At 68.2% G+C, this 17,352-nt stretch carries 11 protein-coding genes; 8 read left to right on the forward strand and 3 right to left on the reverse strand.

Annotated features, from left to right (window positions below; translation table 11 throughout):
• The first annotated feature begins 299 nt into the window (after positions 1-299).
• The 4 genes from HLH36_RS07545 (at position 300) to HLH36_RS07560 (ending at position 5,322) form a co-directional block, all read left to right on the forward strand.
• Positions 300-1,742 (forward strand): helix-turn-helix domain-containing protein, encoded by a 1,443-nt coding sequence (locus tag HLH36_RS07545; RefSeq protein ID WP_182985806.1) that lies wholly within the window; start codon positions 300-302, stop codon positions 1,740-1,742.
• A gap of 181 nt (positions 1,743-1,923) precedes the next feature.
• Positions 1,924-3,861 carry an acetate--CoA ligase gene (acs, locus tag HLH36_RS07550; protein ID WP_182985807.1) on the forward strand — a complete coding sequence of 646 codons (1,938 nt, stop codon included), beginning with the start codon at positions 1,924-1,926 and terminating at the stop codon, positions 3,859-3,861.
• Positions 3,862-4,048: 187 nt separating this feature from the next.
• Positions 4,049-4,840 carry a dienelactone hydrolase family protein gene (locus HLH36_RS07555; protein WP_338030413.1) on the forward strand — a complete coding sequence of 264 codons (792 nt, stop codon included), beginning with the start codon at positions 4,049-4,051 and terminating at the stop codon, positions 4,838-4,840.
• The gene (locus tag HLH36_RS07560) at positions 4,837-5,322 is read left to right on the forward strand and encodes a hypothetical protein (RefSeq protein ID WP_182985809.1); all 486 of its coding nucleotides are present in this window, start codon (positions 4,837-4,839) and stop codon (positions 5,320-5,322) included. The genes HLH36_RS07555 and HLH36_RS07560 overlap by 4 nt, the downstream gene beginning before the upstream one ends.
• A 15-nt stretch (positions 5,323-5,337) precedes the next feature.
• Here HLH36_RS07560 and HLH36_RS07565 read toward each other — a convergent pair whose 3' ends face one another.
• From HLH36_RS07565 to HLH36_RS07575, 3 genes are read right to left on the reverse strand one after another with little or no spacing between them, the layout of a single operon-like run.
• Positions 5,338-6,846 (reverse strand): efflux transporter outer membrane subunit, encoded by a 1,509-nt coding sequence (locus HLH36_RS07565; protein WP_182985810.1) that lies wholly within the window; start codon positions 6,844-6,846, stop codon positions 5,338-5,340.
• Positions 6,843-9,935, reverse strand: a complete 3,093-nt coding sequence (locus tag HLH36_RS07570) for an efflux RND transporter permease subunit (protein ID WP_182985811.1) — start codon at positions 9,933-9,935, stop codon at positions 6,843-6,845. The genes HLH36_RS07565 and HLH36_RS07570 overlap by 4 nt, the downstream gene beginning before the upstream one ends.
• Complete coding sequence (locus HLH36_RS07575) at positions 9,928-11,070, reverse strand: efflux RND transporter periplasmic adaptor subunit (protein WP_338030414.1); 1,143 nt, start codon at positions 11,068-11,070, stop codon at positions 9,928-9,930. The genes HLH36_RS07570 and HLH36_RS07575 overlap by 8 nt, the downstream gene beginning before the upstream one ends.
• 842 nt (positions 11,071-11,912) lie before the next feature.
• On the opposite strand from HLH36_RS07575, the gene HLH36_RS07580 reads away from it, so the two are divergent.
• From HLH36_RS07580 to HLH36_RS07595, 4 genes are all read left to right on the forward strand, one after another.
• Complete coding sequence (locus HLH36_RS07580; RefSeq protein WP_182985812.1) at positions 11,913-13,889, forward strand: M61 family metallopeptidase; 1,977 nt, start codon at positions 11,913-11,915, stop codon at positions 13,887-13,889.
• Positions 13,890-13,975: 86 nt separating this feature from the next.
• Positions 13,976-14,602 (forward strand): trimeric intracellular cation channel family protein, encoded by a 627-nt coding sequence (locus HLH36_RS07585; RefSeq protein WP_182985813.1) that lies wholly within the window; start codon positions 13,976-13,978, stop codon positions 14,600-14,602.
• Between the two features lie 51 nt (positions 14,603-14,653).
• Positions 14,654-15,508: an extracellular solute-binding protein gene (locus HLH36_RS07590; protein ID WP_182985814.1), complete on the forward strand. Its 855-nt coding sequence runs from the start codon at positions 14,654-14,656 to the stop codon at positions 15,506-15,508.
• A gap of 10 nt (positions 15,509-15,518) precedes the next feature.
• Positions 15,519-17,348 (forward strand): ABC transporter ATP-binding protein/permease, encoded by a 1,830-nt coding sequence (locus tag HLH36_RS07595; protein WP_182985815.1) that lies wholly within the window; start codon positions 15,519-15,521, stop codon positions 17,346-17,348.
• Positions 17,349-17,352: the final 4 nt, after the last annotated feature.

The following is a 17,352-nucleotide window of genomic DNA, read 5'->3' on the forward strand; positions in this document are numbered from 1 at the left end:
CTTGTTCTCTGTTCAGAATGCGGTCATGCCGGTTGGGGGGCGGACATGGAGCGGGCCGCGGGACCGAAGGGGCGCCCGGGCATCATGCATCGGCCGCAGGCCGGTGGCGTGGTTCCGATCGGCCTTGGCCATGGCGATGGATTCGACGTGCATTGACGAATCTTCCTCTTCGATCATCCTGTGCCGTCAGTTAAGGAGAGCCGGGAAGTCGACGCCAGACAAAAGAAGACGCCAAGACATGAATGGTGTAAAACCATTTACATACTGATCTGTGTATTTGTAAAAACGGGTAAATAAGCATGTCCTCGACCCGCATCGGTCGTATCATCCGCAGGCTTCGGACCGAACGGTCCCTGTCGCAGCAGGCGCTGGCGGTAAGGCTGGGCATTTCGCCCAGCTATCTCAACCTGATCGAGCACGATCAGCGCAGCGTGACGGCGTCGCTGCTGATCAAGCTGACGCGGGCGCTGGATGTCTCGATCGAGGCGCTGTCGGGCGTGGACGAGCAGCGGATGGAGGGGCTGCTGCACCAGGCGCTGTCCGATCCGCTGCTGGGGGCGCATGGCGTGCCGGCGCAGGAAATCGCGGCGCTGGCGGCGCAGCCCGAGGCGGCACGCGCGGTGCTGACGCTGCACCAGGCGTTCCGGGCCGCCCATCATGACGCAACAAGGCTGATGCTGCCGACGGGCACGCGCGTCATCCTGCCGCAGGACGAGGCGCGGCTGGTCTATGACGAGCGGCTGAACCATTTTCCCCAACTGGAAGAGGTGGCGGAGCAGGTGCGCGCGGACATGGCGCGGACGGCCCGCCTGCCGGATGGCGAGGGTGTAGCGCCGTCGGAAAGCAACCACATGATCGCGACCCGGTTGCGCCAGCATCACGGCATCGTGGTGCGCATCACGGCGCTGGACGGGGCGTTCCGCCGCTATGACCCGGACAGCCGGCTGCTGCTGCTGTCCGACCTGCTGCCTCGGGAAAGCCGGGGATTCCAACTGGCCTTTCAACTGATGCTGCTGGAAGGGCGGGAGGTGATCGAGGCGCTGCTGCACGAGATCGCGCCCAGCACGCAGGATGCCCGCATCGTGATCCAGATCGGTCTGGTGAACTATGCCGCCGCCGCTTTGTTGATGCCCTATTCGCCCTTTCTGGCGGCGGCGGCGGGGCTGCGCTACGACCTGGACCTGCTTTCGGCGCGGTTCGGCGTGTCGTACCAGCAGGCGGCGCAGCGCCTGTCGACATTGCAGAAGCCGGGCGAGCGGGGGGTGCCGTTCTTCTTCGTGCGCACCGATCCGGCCGGCAATATCACCAAGAGCTTTTCCGCCTGCGGTTTTCCGGTGGCCCGGCAGGGACATTCCTGCCCGCAATGGAATGCCAATACCTGTTTTGCCACGCCCGGCGTGACGCAGGCGCAGGTGGCCCAGTTTACCGACGGGCGGACGTTCCTGTGCTTCGCGCGGACGGTGTCGGGCATTTCGACCGGCTGGAACGACGTGCAGCCGGTCCATGCCATCGCCATGGGGTGCGATATTACCCGCGCCTCGGAAATCGTGTATTCCGACCGGCTGAATCTGCAGGCGCCGGCCATTCCCGTCGGCATTTCCTGTCATCTATGCGACTGGACCGAATGCCGGTCGCGCGCGCATCCGCCGCTGCATCATCGCCTGGCGCTGGACATCAACCGGCGGGATGCGCTGCCGTTTACGCTCGATACCGGGCCGGAACGCCCGAACGGAGGAGGGTGACCCGACGGAACGGATGCGCTCACGGTGATAGAGCCTGTACCCACTCCTCGGACAACATTTCCGGTCTGGCTCTGAAATGGGGCTCGTGCAGCGGAGATGAATTCTCTATATTGGGAAATGTACATTCCCCCAACCAAGAAATCGGCATTCGAACCGATCAGACAGGCGGATTGAAAATACAGTGTCAGACAAAGAAATTTTCCAGATTCCACCGTCCTTCGCCGCGCAGGCCGGCGTCGATGGTGGCCGCCTGCGTCAGATGACCGGCGCCGCCGCGCGCGATCCGGAACAATTCTGGCTCGGCGAGGCGGGGCGTCTGGACTGGACGCAGCGCCCGACGGTCGCATCCGGCTCGTCCTTCGCGGGCGATGTGTCGATCCGCTGGTTCGCGGATGGCCGGCTGAATGCCAGCGTCAACTGCCTGGACCGCCATCTGGCCGAGCGGGGCGAGCAGATCGCCCTGATCTGGCAGGGGCAGGAGGCGGCGCAGGTCGAGCGCCTGACCTATCGCGCGCTGCACGAGCGCGTCTGCCGGATGGCCAATGTGCTGCGCGGGCTGGGAGTCGGCAAGGGCGACCGGGTGGCGATCCATCTGCCCATGGTGGTCGAGGGCGTGGTGGCGATGCTGGCCTGCGCGCGGATCGGCGCCCTGCATGTGGTGCTGTTCGGCGGGTTTTCGGCCGAGGGGCTGGCCGACCGGCTGAACGATAGCGAGGCGGTGGCGGTGATCACTGCCGACGAGGCGCGGCGCGGGCCCAAGCGGATCGCGTTGAAGACGGTGATGGACGAGGCCCTGGCGCGGGGCGTGCCCAGCGTGCGCCATATGCTGGTGCTGGCCGTGACCGGCCTGGACGTGCCGATGCAGGAGGGGCGCGACCTGGCGCTGGCCCCGCTGCTGGCGCAGGCGGCGCCCGATTGCCCGGCGGCGGAGATGGAGGCCGAGGACCCGCTGTTCCTGCTCTATACCTCCGGCAGTACCGGCAAGCCCAAGGGCATGGTCCACTCCACCGGTGGTTACATGGTCTGGGCCTCGTTCACCCACGAGCTGGTCTTCGACCATCGGGCGGGGGATGTGTTCTGGTGCACGGCCGATATCAGCTGGATCACCGGGCACACTTATGTGGTCTACGGGCCGCTGGCCAATGGCGGCACGGTCCTGCTGTTCGAGGGCCTGCCGTCCTATCCCGCGCCGGGGCGGTGGTGGGAGGTGATCGACACCCACAAGGTCACGACCTTCTATACCGCACCCACGGCGATTCGCTCGCTGATGCGTGACGACGATGCGGTGGTGAAGCGCCATGCGCTGGACAGCCTGCGCCTTCTGGGCAGTGTGGGCGAGCCGATCAGCCCCGACGCCTGGGTGTGGTTCCACGAGGCTGTCGGACGGGGGCGCTGCCCGGTCGTCGATACCTGGTGGCAGACCGAGACGGGCGGCATCCTGATCGCCCCGGTGCCCGGCGCGGTGCCGCAGAAGCCCGGTTCCGCCACCCTGCCGCTGCCCGGCGTGGAGGCCGTGCTGCTGACGGACAAGGGCGAACTGATCGAAGGCGAAGGGGAGGGCTGCCTGTGCATCGCCCGCTCCTGGCCCGGCCAGGCGCGCACTATCTGGGGTGGTCACGAACGGTTCCGCCATACCTATTTCAGCTTCAGCCCCGGCTATTATTTCTCGGGCGACGGGGCGCGGCGGGATGCCGATGGCTATTACTGGATCACCGGGCGCATCGATGACGTGATCAACGTCTCGGGCCATCGGATCGGCACCGCCGAGGTCGAGGATGTGGTGGCGACCGACCATCGCTTCGTCGAATGCGCGGCGGTCGGCGTGCCGCACGATATCAAGGGGCAGGGGCTGGTCGTGTTCGCGGTGGCGCGCGATGCGTCCGTGCCGGACCTGGCCGAGGCCGCTTCGCTGGCCGTGACCAAGGGGATCGGGCGCTATGCGGTGCCCGAACGGGTCTATCTGGTGCCCGACCTGCCCAAGACCCGATCGGGCAAGATCGTGCGGCGGCTGCTGCGCAAGATCGCCTGCCATGAACTGGAGGGGCTGGGCGACCTGTCGACGCTGGCCGACGCGACGATCGTGGACCGGTTGATCGCGGTGGTCGGGCCGGCGAAATGAGTGCGTGCGGCGGGCGGGACATCCCGCCCGCCGCGATCCTGTTTCCGTCGGCGCCCCCATGCGCATGAAAGCTCGACTCAAGGCCGTTTATGGCCGGCGCCTTGGGAAATTCGAGGGTTTCCGCCGCGCGGATCGGTGACGGCCTGGCATGGGGAGGAAAACGATGCGGTGCCGGTGGGGATTTGTTGTGCTGGCCTGTCTGGTCCTGGCCGGTGCCTGCGGACGGCCGGGCGAGGCCGTGGCGCGGATGGTGACGCGGCCCGTTACCTGGACCCAGGACGGTGTGCGGTTCGATAGCGTGCTGATCTATGACGATGCGGTTTCGGGCCATCGGCCGGGGCTGGTCATGGTGCCCAACTGGCATGGGGTGAATGCGATCGCCATCGACAAGGCGCGGATGATCGCGGGGCATGATTATGTCATCCTGCTGGCCGACCTGTATGGCGCCTCCATTCGCCCCGCCGACGATGCGCAGGCCAAGGCGGCGGTGAAGCCGCTGATGGCCGACCGGGCGCTGCTGCGGCGACGGATGGCGCGGGCGCTGGCGGAATTGCGGGGGCAGGCGGCATCGGCGCCGATCGATCTCTCGCGTCTGGCGGCCATCGGCTTCTGTTTCGGCGGCACGGCGGTGCTGGACCTGGCGCGCAGCGGGGCGGATGTGCGGGCGGTGATCTCGTTCCATGGCGATCTCGCCACCGACGACCCGTCTCTGGCGCGGGGTATCCGGGCTTCGGTGCTGGTCATGAACGGGGCGGACGATCAGTGGACGATGCCCGACCTGCCGGCTTTTCTGCGGGAAATGAGCCAGACGCCCACCGCGTGGCAGTTCGTGGCGATCGGGCACGCGGTGCATTGCTTCACCGAGACCGAGGCGACCGGCTCCAGTGGCATGTGCCGGTATAATGAAGATGCGGCCCGGCGATCCTATGAGCTGATGCGCGGCTGGCTGGCGACGCATTTCACGGAGACGCGGCCGTGAGGGCGAAGCCGTCGCGGCGGTATGGGCTGGCCCTGATGGTGGGGCTGGCGCTGCTGCCCTGGCGGTCGGCTGCGTGGGCGCAGGGATATCGTCCCGGTATTCCGCCGGGGGGATTCCTGCCGGGTGGGATCGTGCCGGGGGACAGCGTGGCATCGGCGGCCGATCGGGCGCGGCGGCGGATGGAGGCGGAGACGGCGATCCGCCAGCAGGACCTTGCCGCCCGGACGCGTCAGCAGCAGGCGATCGCGCGCGATCGTGCGGCGCTGGATGCGTCTCGGGGCCAGCGCGGTGCGTCGTCCCCCGCGACGCCGGAACAATGGCGACGCGAGCAGGCATTGCAGAACGACATCGACCGGCGGATCGCGGTGCAGCGCCGGGGCGTGACCGTCACGCCGACCGGGCCGGGGGCCTGGATCGTGCGTGACGGGGAAGGTGCGACCCAGGGTGTGTGCCGGGAGATCGGCGGTGTTCTGACCTGTTGAGGGGCGGCGGGTGCCTTATGGCGGCCAACCGGTTCGGGCAGGTGGGGCGTCATGGCGGTTCCACCAGCCGCCGCCGAGTGACTGGAACAGGCCGGCCGTGTCGGACAGGCGCGCCGCGCGGGCCTGGGCGAGGGTGAGGCGGGCCTGGAGCGTGGTCTGGGTGGCCATCAGCATCTCCACCCGCGAGGCGTCGCCATAGGTCACGCGTGCCCGGGCGATGTCGAGGCCGCGCGTGGCCGCGCGTTCGGCATTGCTGTCGGCGACCAGGGCGGTGGCATCGGCGCTGACGGCGTTCAGGCTGTCCGTGACGTCCTGGACGGCGGCGACGACGGCGGCGCGATATTGGGCGGCGGCCTGCTCATATTGCGCGCGGGCCGCGCGTTCCTGATGCATCAACTGGCCGCCCTGGAAGAGGGGCTGGGAGACCATGCCCGCGATCATCCACTGGCCGTAGCCGGGGACGAACATCTGGCCGATCGAAGCCGCCGCCAGGCCCGGCGTGGCGCTGAGTTGCAGGTTGGGCAGCCGGTTGGCGATCGCGACGCCGACCTGCGCGCAGGCGGCGTGCCAGCCGGCCTCGGCGACCTTGACGTCCGGCCGTTGGTCGATCAGCCGGGCGGGGATGCTGACGGGCAGGTCCTGGGGCAGGGTGAAGCCGTCGAGCGTGAAATCCGGCGTCGGGTCGTCGGGCATGTCGCCGGCCAGGGCCGCGATCTGGTCATGCTGCTGCGACAATTGCTGGCGCAGCGGGACCAGCATCGCCTCGTCCTGCGCAAGCTGGGCACGCTGCACCGCCAGATCGGCCTCGGCCATCTGTCCCAGGGCCATCTGGCGCGTTGCGGAGTCCAGGATCTGGTGCTGGCTGGCGATCAGTTCCTGCACCGTGTCGACCTGTGCGCGCAGGGCGGCATAGCCGATCGCCGCCTGGACCAGCTCGCCGGTCAGGGACAGGTAGGCGGCTTCGAGCTGGTAGCGTTCGGCGTCGCGCTGGGCGCCCGACGCCTCGATGCCGCGGCGCAATCCGCCCCAGATATCGGCCTGGTAGGAGATGTTCAACTGTGCCGTGTGAACGGTATAGAGCCAGCTATTGCTGTTCGGCACGGCCGAATAAGTGCGCGATGTCTTGAAGCGCGCCGGATTGAAGCTGGCCGAGATGCTCGGATAGAGGACTCCCGCCTGGGCGGCGCGATTTTCCTGCGCCACGCGCAACGCATGGCGCGCGGCGTCCAGGTTCGGGCTGTTGGCCAGCGCGTGCCGGACCAGCCGGTCCAGTGCCGGAGAGCGGAACAGTTCCCACCATTGGGCGGGGATATCCGCGCCGGGATGGAAGATCTGGGCCTGCCCGTCGGCGCCCGCCACGCTGTCGGTGCGGGTGGGGCGCCCGGCCTGCGCGAAATCCGTGGCCGGGGCCGACGGGTGGTGGAAGTTCGGCCCGACCGCGCATCCGCCCAGATCCGCCAGCATGGCGAGCAGGCTCGCACCGCACAGCAGGTGCCGCCACGGGCGGCTGGATGCGGCGGTCATGTCAGGTCTCCCTTCCGGCGTGGCGCGCGGCGGGCGTACCAGGCTTCCATCTCGCAATAATAGGTGGGCAGGATGAACAGCGTCAGCAGGGTGGCGATGCCCAACCCGCCGACGACGACCGTGGCCAGTCCGCGCTGGACATCGGTGCCGATGCCCGTGGCCAGGGCCGCGGGCAGCATGCCCATGCTGGCGACGGTCGCCGTCATCAGCACGGGGCGGAACCGTTCGCCGGCCCCCTCCAGCACCGCATCGCGCAGGGGCATGCCTTCGTCGCGCAGCCGGTTGATGGCCGAGATCATGATGATGCCGTTCTGGATCGCGACGCCGAACAGGGCGATGAAGCCGACGGCGGTGGCGATGTTCAGCGTCTCGCCGCGCAGGTTCAGGGCCACCAGGCCGCCCAGGGTTGCCATGGGCACCACCGCCAGCACCAGTAGCGCCTGGCGCAGGCATCCGAACTGGCCGAACAGCAATATCAGCATCACCGCGAACATGATGGCCAGCGCGATGCTCAGCCGGGCCTGGGCGCGTTCTTCCTGCTGGAAGGTGCCGGCCCATTCCAGCCGGTATCGGGCGGCGTCGAAATGTACCTGGCCTGCGATGCGGGCCTGGGCGTCGGCGAGATACTGCGACAGCGGGCGCTGGCCGTTATCGACGCGGATCGTGATCTGCCGATGGTTCATCTCGTGCGCGATATTGGCCTCGCCGGTCTGGAGCGAGACGTGGGCGACCAGTCCGAGCGGGATGCGTGCGCCGTTCAGGCCCGTCAGCGGAATCTGGCGGATGGCGGACAGATTGTTGTTCAGCCGCCGTTGCATGTGCGCGGTCATGGCGTAGATGCGGTCGCCCACATAGACCTGTCCGACCGGGGCGTCGCCGACCATGTTCTGGACCACGTTCATGATGTCGGTGCCGCTGACGCCATAGCGTGCCGCTGCCGCGCGGTCGACCGTCACGTCCAGTTGCGGGATTTCGGGTTCCTGGAAGATCGAGGCGTCGGCGGTGCCGGGCACCTGATGCAGGATGTCCACGATATGGGTGCCGATCCGGCGCAGTTCCTTCAGGTCGTCGCCATAGACGCGCAGCACCAGCGGGCTGTGCGCGCCGCCGACCAGATCGTTCATGTTGTCGGCGATCGGCTGGCTGATGCCGAAGCTGATGCCGGGGATCTGCGCCAGCCGGTCATGCAGGCGGCTGATGAATTTTACGCGGGTTTCGCTGTGCGGCCAGGTCGCATAGGGGGTGAGGCCCACCGGGGCCTCGATATGCGAGGGGCTCCACGGATCGGTGCCCGAATCGTTGCGGCCGATCTGCGTGGCCACGTAGCTGGTCTCGGGGAAGGCGCGGATCGCGTCGCGGATCTCGTCGGCCATCGCGCTGGCCTTTTCCAGGGACAGGCCCGAGGGAAGCTGGATCTGCAGCCACAGCGAGCCTTCATCGAGGTCCGGCAGGAACTCGCGCCCCGTGCGCGCACCCAGCCACACCACGAGGCAGAAGGCGACCGCCCCGGCCAGGTAGGCGGCCCAGGGCCGGTCCACCATGTGGCCCAGCCCCCTGCGATAGGCATGGTGCAGCTTTTCCAGCGGCACGTTGTGATACAGGCGGTGCGGCTTGCGCATCGCCAGATAGGCCAGCGCGGGTGTCAGGGTCGTTGCGCAGAGCAGCGCGCCGAGCAGGGCGAAGCTGACGGTGAAGGCCATCGGCCGGAACAGCCGGCCCTCGGCGCCTTCGAAGGCGAAGAGCGGGCCGTAGGCGATGACGATGATCAGGGTCGCGAAGACGATCGCGCGGCCGACATGCCGGGTCACGGCGAGGATATCGCCCTCGTCCATCCTGTGGTCGGGATGGTCCTCGCGAATGCGCAGGATGGCCTCGGTCACCACGATGGCGCCGTCCACGATCACGCCGAAATCGATGGCGCCGAGCGAAAACAGGTTGGCCGGCATGTGCAGCAGGTGCATGAGCACGAAGACCGTGGCCAGGGCCAGCGGAATGGTGACGGCGGCGACGATGGCGCTGCGCGGGCTGCCCAGGAACAGGACCAGGATCAGGAACACCAGGCCCACGCCCTCGATCACCGTGTGCGTGACCTTGTCGGTCGTGGTCCGCACCAGGCTGTCGCGGTCGATGATGGGCACGATCCTGACGCCGGACGAGGCAAGCTGGGCCTGAAGCCGCGCGACCGTGTCGTGCAGATCGTGCAGCACCAGCGACGGGTTCTGCCCGCTGAGCATCGTGACGATGCCCTCGATCGTGTCCGGATTGCCGTTCAGGCCCAGGATGCCCTCGCGCACCTGGTGTCCGAGCTGCAGGTCGCCCAGGTCGCGGATCAGGACCGGCACGCCGTTGCGCTGGGTCACGGCGATGGCGCCCATGTCGGCGAGCGTATGGACCATGCCGACGCCGCGCACGATGTAGGATTGGTCGCCCCGCGTGACGCGGCCGCCGCCGGCATTGGCGTTGTTGGCCTGCAATGCCGCGATCACGTCGTTGACGCCGACGCTGTAGCGGAACAGGGCCTGCGGATCGAGGACGATCTGGTACTCGATGGTGAAGCCGCCGAAATTGTTGACCGCCGCGACGCCCGGGACCTGCATCAGTGCCGGAATGACGATCCATTTCTGGATATCGGACAGTTCCATCAGATTCCGGCCGTCGGATTCCAGCGTGTAGCGATAGATTTCGCCCGACGGCCCGGTGATCGGCCCCAGCGAGGGGACGACGCCAGTGGGCAGTGTCGCCTGCGCAAGCTGTTCCGAAACATGCTGGCGCGCCGCGTAGACATCGGTGCCGTCACGGAAGATCAGGGTGATCAGCGACAGGCCGAAGGTCGAGCTGGAGCGGCTGTCCACCAGTCCCGGCGTGCTGGCCAGCAGCCGTTCCAGCGGGATCGTGACTTCCTGCTCGATTTCCTCGGCCGCCAGGCCCGGGACCTGGGTCGTGACCTGGACGTTGACCGCGCCCAGATCGGGATAGGCTTCGACCGGGATCAGGTGCCACGCGATCGCCCCCAGGGCGGTCAGGATCATCATGGCGGCAAAGACGATGCGTCGCTGCCGCAGGCAGGTGGCGATAAAGCGGTTAATCATCGTTCAGCAGCACCGCGCCCTGGGTCACGACGCGATCGCCGGCCGACAGGCCGGAGATGACCCCGCACAGATCGCCGTCGTCATAGATGATCTCGATCGCGCGCCGCCTGTAGACATGGGGCGCGACCTCGACGAACACCGTAACGGCATCGTTGTTCATCAGCAGTGCCGATTGCGGGACCATGATGCGCGGGGGCTGCGGGGTCAGGATGGTCACGGTTGCGAACATGCCGGGCTTCAGCATGCCGTCATCATTGGCCAGCACCACCCGTGCCTGCAGCGTGCGGGTATCGGCACGCAGTACGGGCTCGATCGCGGCGATGGTGCCATGCGCCGTCCGATCCGGCAGGGCAGGGACGGCGATGTCGACCCGCTGCCCCACATGGATCGCATCCGCCAGGTTTTCCGGCACGGCGGCGACGGCCCAGACCTGCTGCGTGCCGGTGAGCGTCATCAGCGGCGCCGTCGGGTCGGTGACGAACGCGCCGGCACCGGTATTGACCGCCGACACCATGCCGTCGATCGGTGCGGTCAGCCTGATCACGCCGCCTTCTCCGGGCTGGGCGTGCAGGGCGGCCAGGCGTGCGGTGGCACGATCATCTTCCGCCTGGGCCTGGAGCCAGGCGTTGCGGGCGGATTCCACATCGCGCGTGGCGGCCCCGCCGGCACTGGCGACGCCCTGCGCGCGGACCAGGGCGCGGCGGGCATAGTCCAGCGCGGCGCGGGCCTTCGCGGCATCGGCCGTGGCCAGGGCCATGTCGCCCGATGCCAGTTCGGCCAGGACCTGGCCGCGGGTCACGCGGTCGCCGGCGGACACGGGCAGGCTGACGATGGCGCCGGCCACCGGCGTCATCACGGAAAGCGACTGCGACGGCTCGGCCCTGATCTCGCCCGGGACGGGAATCGTGCGGCTGGGCGATACGAGCGTCACGGGCGTTACCGACAGGCGCGCGGCCAGAGGAGAATCCGGCGCAACCGTCAACTGGCCATGGTCGTTACGGACCATGGCGGCGTCGACAGCCATGGCGGAGGAGACGGCCCCGAGAAGCAGGGTACACATCACGGCCCCCGCCGCGACCAGGTGCGCGGCCGGGTGGCGTGTGGGGGCCACGATACCGGAAACACGCGTCGGCACCCAGGTGGAGCGGTTTGGCGGACAGTCTCTTATCAGGGGCGCGGTCTGGTGCATGGGCCTGAGCCTGAGATCTTGGCAGAGAAGGCGGGAGCTGATCCCTCGAAGGGGGAACGGGCCGGGACCGCTTCTGTACAAGAATATGGAATTACGGGGAAAAGAGGGCCGTTTCGGGAGGGGGTGATCCGGCGGTTGCGTCTCCTGACATCCTGGCCGGATACCGGATCGGGGGGCGTGCAGGGATGGAGGGCGTGCATCCTCGTGGCGTATGGCGCGATCCGGGCCCATCGGGCCACGACACCGTGGGCAGCCACTAGCGATGATCCGAATCATTGTCCATGGGGGCGCGGCAAGGGCCGCGTCGTCGGTGCGTGAGGTCCGGGCAGGTGTGAAGCGCGGCCGGTGGCGGGCATCGGAACGGCTTGCTGGCCGGTTTGGATCTGGGGCGGGGGAAGTAAAAAAAGGACATAAAAACATTTGTCTGCATCACGTCAGGCACGGTTTTCGCTTTTGCTCGGGCCGATCCGGCCGAGGCGCGCGGCCAGGAGGGACGGGCACGACAGGCAGTCTGGCGGTCGAATAAATATTACAAACTTTTTCAAAAACATAACAGCAAAATGATCGTTATTTAATATTGTTCCGCGAGAGAATGCGGAATCCGCATTTGTCATGAAAATTTCACATCCCTTTTCCGTAATCTTCCGAAAAAGGCTTTCGCCCGATACGGCCGGCCGCGGGAGGCCCGCGTGACGGAGGATGGATTTCATGTCATTGCAGAATGTGATTGCCGGGCAATGCGTCCCGGCGCGGCCTGCGATTTCCCGAAATTCTGAAAGGTTGTCCATTTGCGTCCGCTTTCCAAACGCATTCTCGCCCTTTCCCTGTCCACGGCCCTGGCCACCGTCAGCCTGACGGGGCTCTCGCCGCGCGCGCGGGCGGCCGACAGCCAGCCGCAGCCTCTGGCACTGCCGGATTCCATTCCGGCACCGCGTGACGTGCCGTTCGGCGGCACCATCCGGCTGTCGGTCGATGCCACCGACCTGGCGCGGCATATCATGACCGTGCATGAGACCGTGCCGGTGCCGGCCGCGCTGGCGGCGACCGGCGGGGACCTGCCGCTGTTCTACCCGATGTGGCTGCCGGGCGACCATTCGCCGACCGGCTCGCTCGACCAGTTCGGCGGCCTGGTCGTCAAGGCCGGCGGTGCGACGATCGACTGGGTGCGCGACAGCGTGACGGTCAGCGCGTTCCATATGCATGTGCCCAAGGGGGTGCATGCGCTGGATGTGTCGTTCCAGCTTCTGTCGCCCGTCTCGCCCGAGGAAGGGCGCGTGGTGATGACGCCCGGGATCGTGAACGTGCAGTGGAACCAGGTGGCGCTGTACCCGGCCGGGTATTTCACGCGCCAGATTCCGGTGGAAGCCAGCCTGCGCCTGCCCCGTGGCTGGCAGTACGGGACGGCGCTGCGTGCGCAATCCGCGGCGGGCGATGTCGTGACCTTCAAGCCGGTGCCGTTCAATACGCTGGTGGATTCCCCGCTGTTCGCCGGGCGGTATTTCCGCCGCATCGACCTGGCGCCGGGGGCCGCCGTGCCGGTGACGCTGAACCTGGTGGCGGACAAGCCGGGGGAACTGGAGGCGACCGAGGCGCAGATCGGCGTGCATCGTGCGCTGGTGACGCAGGCGAACCTGCTGTACGGCTCGCACCATTACGACCATTACGATTTCCTGCTGGCGCTGACCGAGGAGTTGGGGCGGATCGGGCTGGAGCACCACCAGTCCAGCGAAAACAGCGGTCCGCGCGGCTATTTTACGGACTGGGACAAGACGTTCGCGGCGCGCGACCTGCTGGCGCATGAATATACCCATTCGTGGAACGGCAAATATCGCCGGCCGGCCGATTTGTGGGCGCCGAACTTCAACACGCCCCAGCGCGGGTCGGGCCTGTGGGTCTATGAAGGGCAGACCCAGTATTGGGGCTATGTGCTGGCGGCGCGTTCGGGCCTGATGACGGTGCCGCAGGTGACCGAGGCGCTGGCCGAGGTGGCGGCGATGTATGACACGAGGCGCGGACGCACCTGGCGGCCGCTGCTGGACACGACGAACGACCCGGTGATCGCACGGCGCGCGCCGCTGTCGTGGCGGAGCTGGCAGCGGAGCGAGGATTATTATTCGGAAGGGCAACTGGTCTGGCTGGATGCCGATACGCTGATCCGCCAGCTTTCGGGCGGCAGGCATTCGCTGGATGATGTCGCCCGCCACTTCTTCGGCACCAATGACGGCAGCTTCGTGACCAGCACGTATGAATTCGACGACGTGGTGAAGGCGCTGAACGACATCCAGCCTTATGACTGGGCCACGTTCCTGCACCAGCGGCTGGACAGGACGTCGGAGCATGCGCCGCTGGACGGATTGACGCGCGGGGGCTACCGGCTGGTCTATACCGAGAAGCCGAACGAATATGTCACGTCGGTTGCCTCCATGCGCCATGTGACGGATTTCAGCTTCTCGCTGGGCATCATGCTCGGCAAGGGCGGCACGCTGGCCAATGTCGAATGGGGCAGCCCCGCCTGGCAGGCCGGGATGACCCGCGATGCCAAGCTGGTCGCAGTGAATGGCGAGGCGTATGACCCCGACGTGCTGCGTGATGCGGTCGTCGAGGCGAAGGACGCACATGCCGCGCCGATCGCGCTGCTGTTGCAGGAAGGCGATCGTTACGTGACGGTGTCGGTCCCCTATCATGGCGGGCTGCGCTACCCGCATCTGGAGCGCATCGAGGGCAAGCCCGACATGCTGGCCGATATCCTGGCGGCGCGTCACTGAAGAGCCGGGGCGGGATCTGGTGGGCGAGGTGCTGATGCGCGTGCGTTCCTGTCTCCCGCCCCGGTCTGGGGCGATCGGGTCCTGACATGCGCCCGACCCTGGCTTCGGTCGTCCTGGTTGCCGACCTGACGGGTACGGTGGTGTTCGCCGCCGAGGGGGCGATGGTCGCCTCGGCGCGGCATCTCGACCTGTTCGGCATCATGGTGCTGGCCTGCGTGGTCGCGCTGGGCGGCGGCATGATCCGCGACGTGCTGATCGGCGCCGTGCCGCCCAGCGCGATCCGGGACTGGCGCTATCCGGCGCTGGCCTTCCTGGCCGGTCTGGTGGTGTTCGTCCTGCCGCCGGCCCTGCGGCTTGCGCCGGGAGGACCCGTGCTGGCGGGGCTGGATGCCGCCGGCCTGTCGCTGTTTGCCGTTGCGGGGGCCGAGAAGGCCCTGTCGCGCGGGGTCGGGCCGCTGGGCGCGGCCCTGATGGGCATGGTGACCGGCGTGGGCGGCGGCGTGATGCGCGACCTGCTGCTGGCGCGCGTGCCGCTGATCCTGGTGTCCGACATCTATGCCACGGCGGCCCTGGCTGGTGCCGCGGTGGTCGTCGCCTGCCGGCGGCTGGCGGTGCCGGTGGCCTGGGGGGCGGTTGCGGGCGGGCTGGTCTGCTTCGGCCTGCGGCTGGCGGCCCTGCGGTATGGCTGGAACCTGCCGGGCGCCATGCGCTGACAAATCCATGCCGGGTGCTATGCTGTATCCTGCAAGAATGCGGGGGAGAGCATGCGACGTCGGACGATGCTGCTGGGGGCGGCGATGCTGCCCGCGCCTGCCTGGGCACGGGGCGGCCGAACGGTGGACGTGCTGTATGCGGGATCGCTGCTGAACCTGATGGAGCGTGGGATCGGGCCGGCTTTCGATGCGACCGGTGACGATATCTTTCGCGGCTATGCCGGCGGGTCGGGGGCTTTGGTCAACCAGATCCGCGGCGGGCTGCGGCGTGGCGATGTCTTCATCAGCGCCGATCCGGCCCTGAACGACCGGCTGGGGGCGGCGCAGGGCAACTGGGTACGCTGGTATATCGTGTTTGCGCGTTCGCCGCTGGTGATCGGCTACAACCCACGGAGTTCCTTCGTCGATGCGTTGCGGACGCGGCCCTGGTACGAGGTCCTGCAACAGCCCGGCATCCGCATCGGCCGGACCGATCCGGTGCTGGACCCGAAAGGGGCGCTGACGGTGCGCATGCTCCGGCAGGCCGAGGAATTCTATCACCAGCCCGGCCTTGCGGATCGGATCATGGGTATCGGCGCGGCCGGGCAGGTGCGGCCGGAAGAAAATCTGATCGGGCGCCTGCAATCCGGGCAGATCGATATCGGTTTCTTCTACGCGATGGAGACCGCCGACCTGCATATTCCCACCATTGCCCTGCCGCCGGCGCTTTCGCTCGCGGCGCGTTATTCGGTCACGATCCTGCGGAATGCGCCGAACCCGGAGGGAGCGGCACGGTTCGTCGCTTTCCTGCTGGGGGAGGCGGGGGGCGCGATCATGCGGCAGCATGGGCTGGAGAAGGTGGCGCCGGTCCTGGCTGGGGATGACGCGGCGATGCCCGCGCTGCTGCGGCCGCTGATCCATTCCTGACGGGCCGGCGATGCGGCGGATGCCCGGTGCCGTCAGGGTTCTGGCCTGTCTCCTCGGCCTGTGGCTGCTGGCGCCGTTCGTCGCGGGCCTGCTGCGGCTGGGCGATGCGGACTGGTCGGGGGTGGATCGCACGGCCCTGGCCCGCGCCGCCGGTGTGTCCGTGGCCAGTGCCAGCCTGGCGACCCTGCTGATCGGGCTGTTCGGTATTCCGCTGGGTTATGTACTGGCGCGCGGACGGGGCTGGTGGACGGCATGGCTGGGCGGGGTGGTGCAGTTGCCGCTTGCCCTGCCGCCCCTGGCCGGCGGGGTGCTGCTGCTGTTCCTGCTGGGCTATGGCGGGCCGCTGGGCGCGCTGGGTTTGAGCGAGCATTTCGCCGGCATCGTCGCGGCGGAGATGTTCGTGGCCTCGCCCTTCCTGATCATCGCCGCGCGCTCGGCCTTCGCGGCGATCGATCCGGCGCTGGAGGATGTGGCGGCGACGCTGGGGCACCGGCCGGGCACCATCTTCCGTCGTGTGAGCCTGCCATTGGCGTGGCGGCCGATCCTGGCCGGGCTGGTCCTGGCGTGGCTGAGGGCCTTCGGCGAGTTCGGCGCGACGGTGATGCTGGCCTATCATCCTTATTCTCTGCCGGTCTTCACCTATGTCGCGTTCGGCGAGGCCGGGTTGCCGTCCATGCTGCCGGTGCTGGCGCCGACCCTGGTGCTGGCCGCGCTGGCGATGGCGGTGGGGCACTGGCTGGCGCGGCCCGTCGCCCGTGGTGCCGTGCCCCGGACAGGCCCGCTGCCGCCCCTGATTGATCGGGCGGTGGCCGAGGCACCGCCGCGTCACCTGATGCTGGCGCTTCGCCGCGATTTGCCGGGCTTTACCCTCGATGTGCGTCTGGACAGCCGGGCGCGGCGCATCGCCATTCTCGGGCCATCCGGATCGGGAAAATCGATGACCCTGCGGGCGATTGCCGGGTTGGAGGAAAGGGCGGGGGCGCAGGTTCGGCTGGATGGCCGCGATCTGTCGCCGCTGCCGCCGGAGCAGCGTGCCGTCGCCTATGTGCCGCAGGGTTATGCGCTGCCGCCGCATCTGACGGTCGCGCGACAGGTCAGGTTCGCGGTGGATTGCGTGCCCGACCGGGCGGCGGCGTGGATGGCGGCGCTGGGGCTGGAGGATCTGGCGGGGCGTTATCCGGACGCGCTTTCGCCCGGCCAGCGTCAGCGTGTGGCGCTGGCCCGTGCGTTCGCGCGGCGCAATGTGGATCTGGTGCTGCTGGACGAACCGTTTTCCGCGCTCGATGCGCCGTTGCGCGCGCGGCTGCGGCGAGAGGTGCTGGCCGTGCTGCGGGGCATGCAGGTGCTGACGGTGCTGGTGACGCATGACCCGGCCGAAGCACTGGCGATGGCCGAGGACGTCGTGCTGCTGGATGGCGGGCGCGTCATCCGCGCCGGGTCGGCCGCCGCCGTGTTCGCCCGGCCGGGCAGCGAACTGGCCGCCCGCCTGCTGGGGGCGGAGGCGATCGGCGATGGTGTGGTGCGGCCGGACGGACGGATCGATGTCGGGCAGGGCGTGGCATTGCAGGTTCGGCACCCGGATGGCGAGCGGGCAGACCTGCCGCCGCCGGGCGCGCGCGTGCGCTGGTCGGCGCGGCCCTATCAGATCCGGCCGGCGGAGGAGGGGGCCTATCCGGCGCGTATCCTGTGGCGCGGGCCGATACAGGACGGCCAGCGCCCGATGCGGCTGCTTCTGGGCGATGCCGAACTGGAGATCCTGGCCGATCCATCCTGCATGGCGGAGGGAGCGTGCCGGGTGGATATCGACCCGGCCTGCCTCCAGGTCTGGCCGGTGGCGTAAGGAC

The sequence above is a fragment of the Gluconacetobacter aggeris genome, from assembly GCF_014174395.1.
In the GTDB taxonomy this organism is placed as follows: Bacteria; Pseudomonadota; Alphaproteobacteria; order Acetobacterales; family Acetobacteraceae; genus Gluconacetobacter; species Gluconacetobacter aggeris.

Coding starts and splice junctions, on each gene's coding strand:
- HLH36_RS07545 (WP_182985806.1), top strand. CDS start 300: ATGTCCTCGACCCGCATCGGTCGTATCATCCGCAGGCTTCGGACCGAA.
- HLH36_RS07565 (WP_182985810.1), bottom strand. CDS start 6,846: ATGACCGCCGCATCCAGCCGCCCGTGGCGGCACCTGCTGTGCGGTGCG.
- HLH36_RS07570 (WP_182985811.1), bottom strand. CDS start 9,935: ATGATTAACCGCTTTATCGCCACCTGCCTGCGGCAGCGACGCATCGTC.
- HLH36_RS07585 (WP_182985813.1), top strand. CDS start 13,976: ATGCGCCCGACCCTGGCTTCGGTCGTCCTGGTTGCCGACCTGACGGGT.
- HLH36_RS07590 (WP_182985814.1), top strand. CDS start 14,654: ATGCGACGTCGGACGATGCTGCTGGGGGCGGCGATGCTGCCCGCGCCT.
- HLH36_RS07595 (WP_182985815.1), top strand. CDS start 15,519: ATGCGGCGGATGCCCGGTGCCGTCAGGGTTCTGGCCTGTCTCCTCGGC.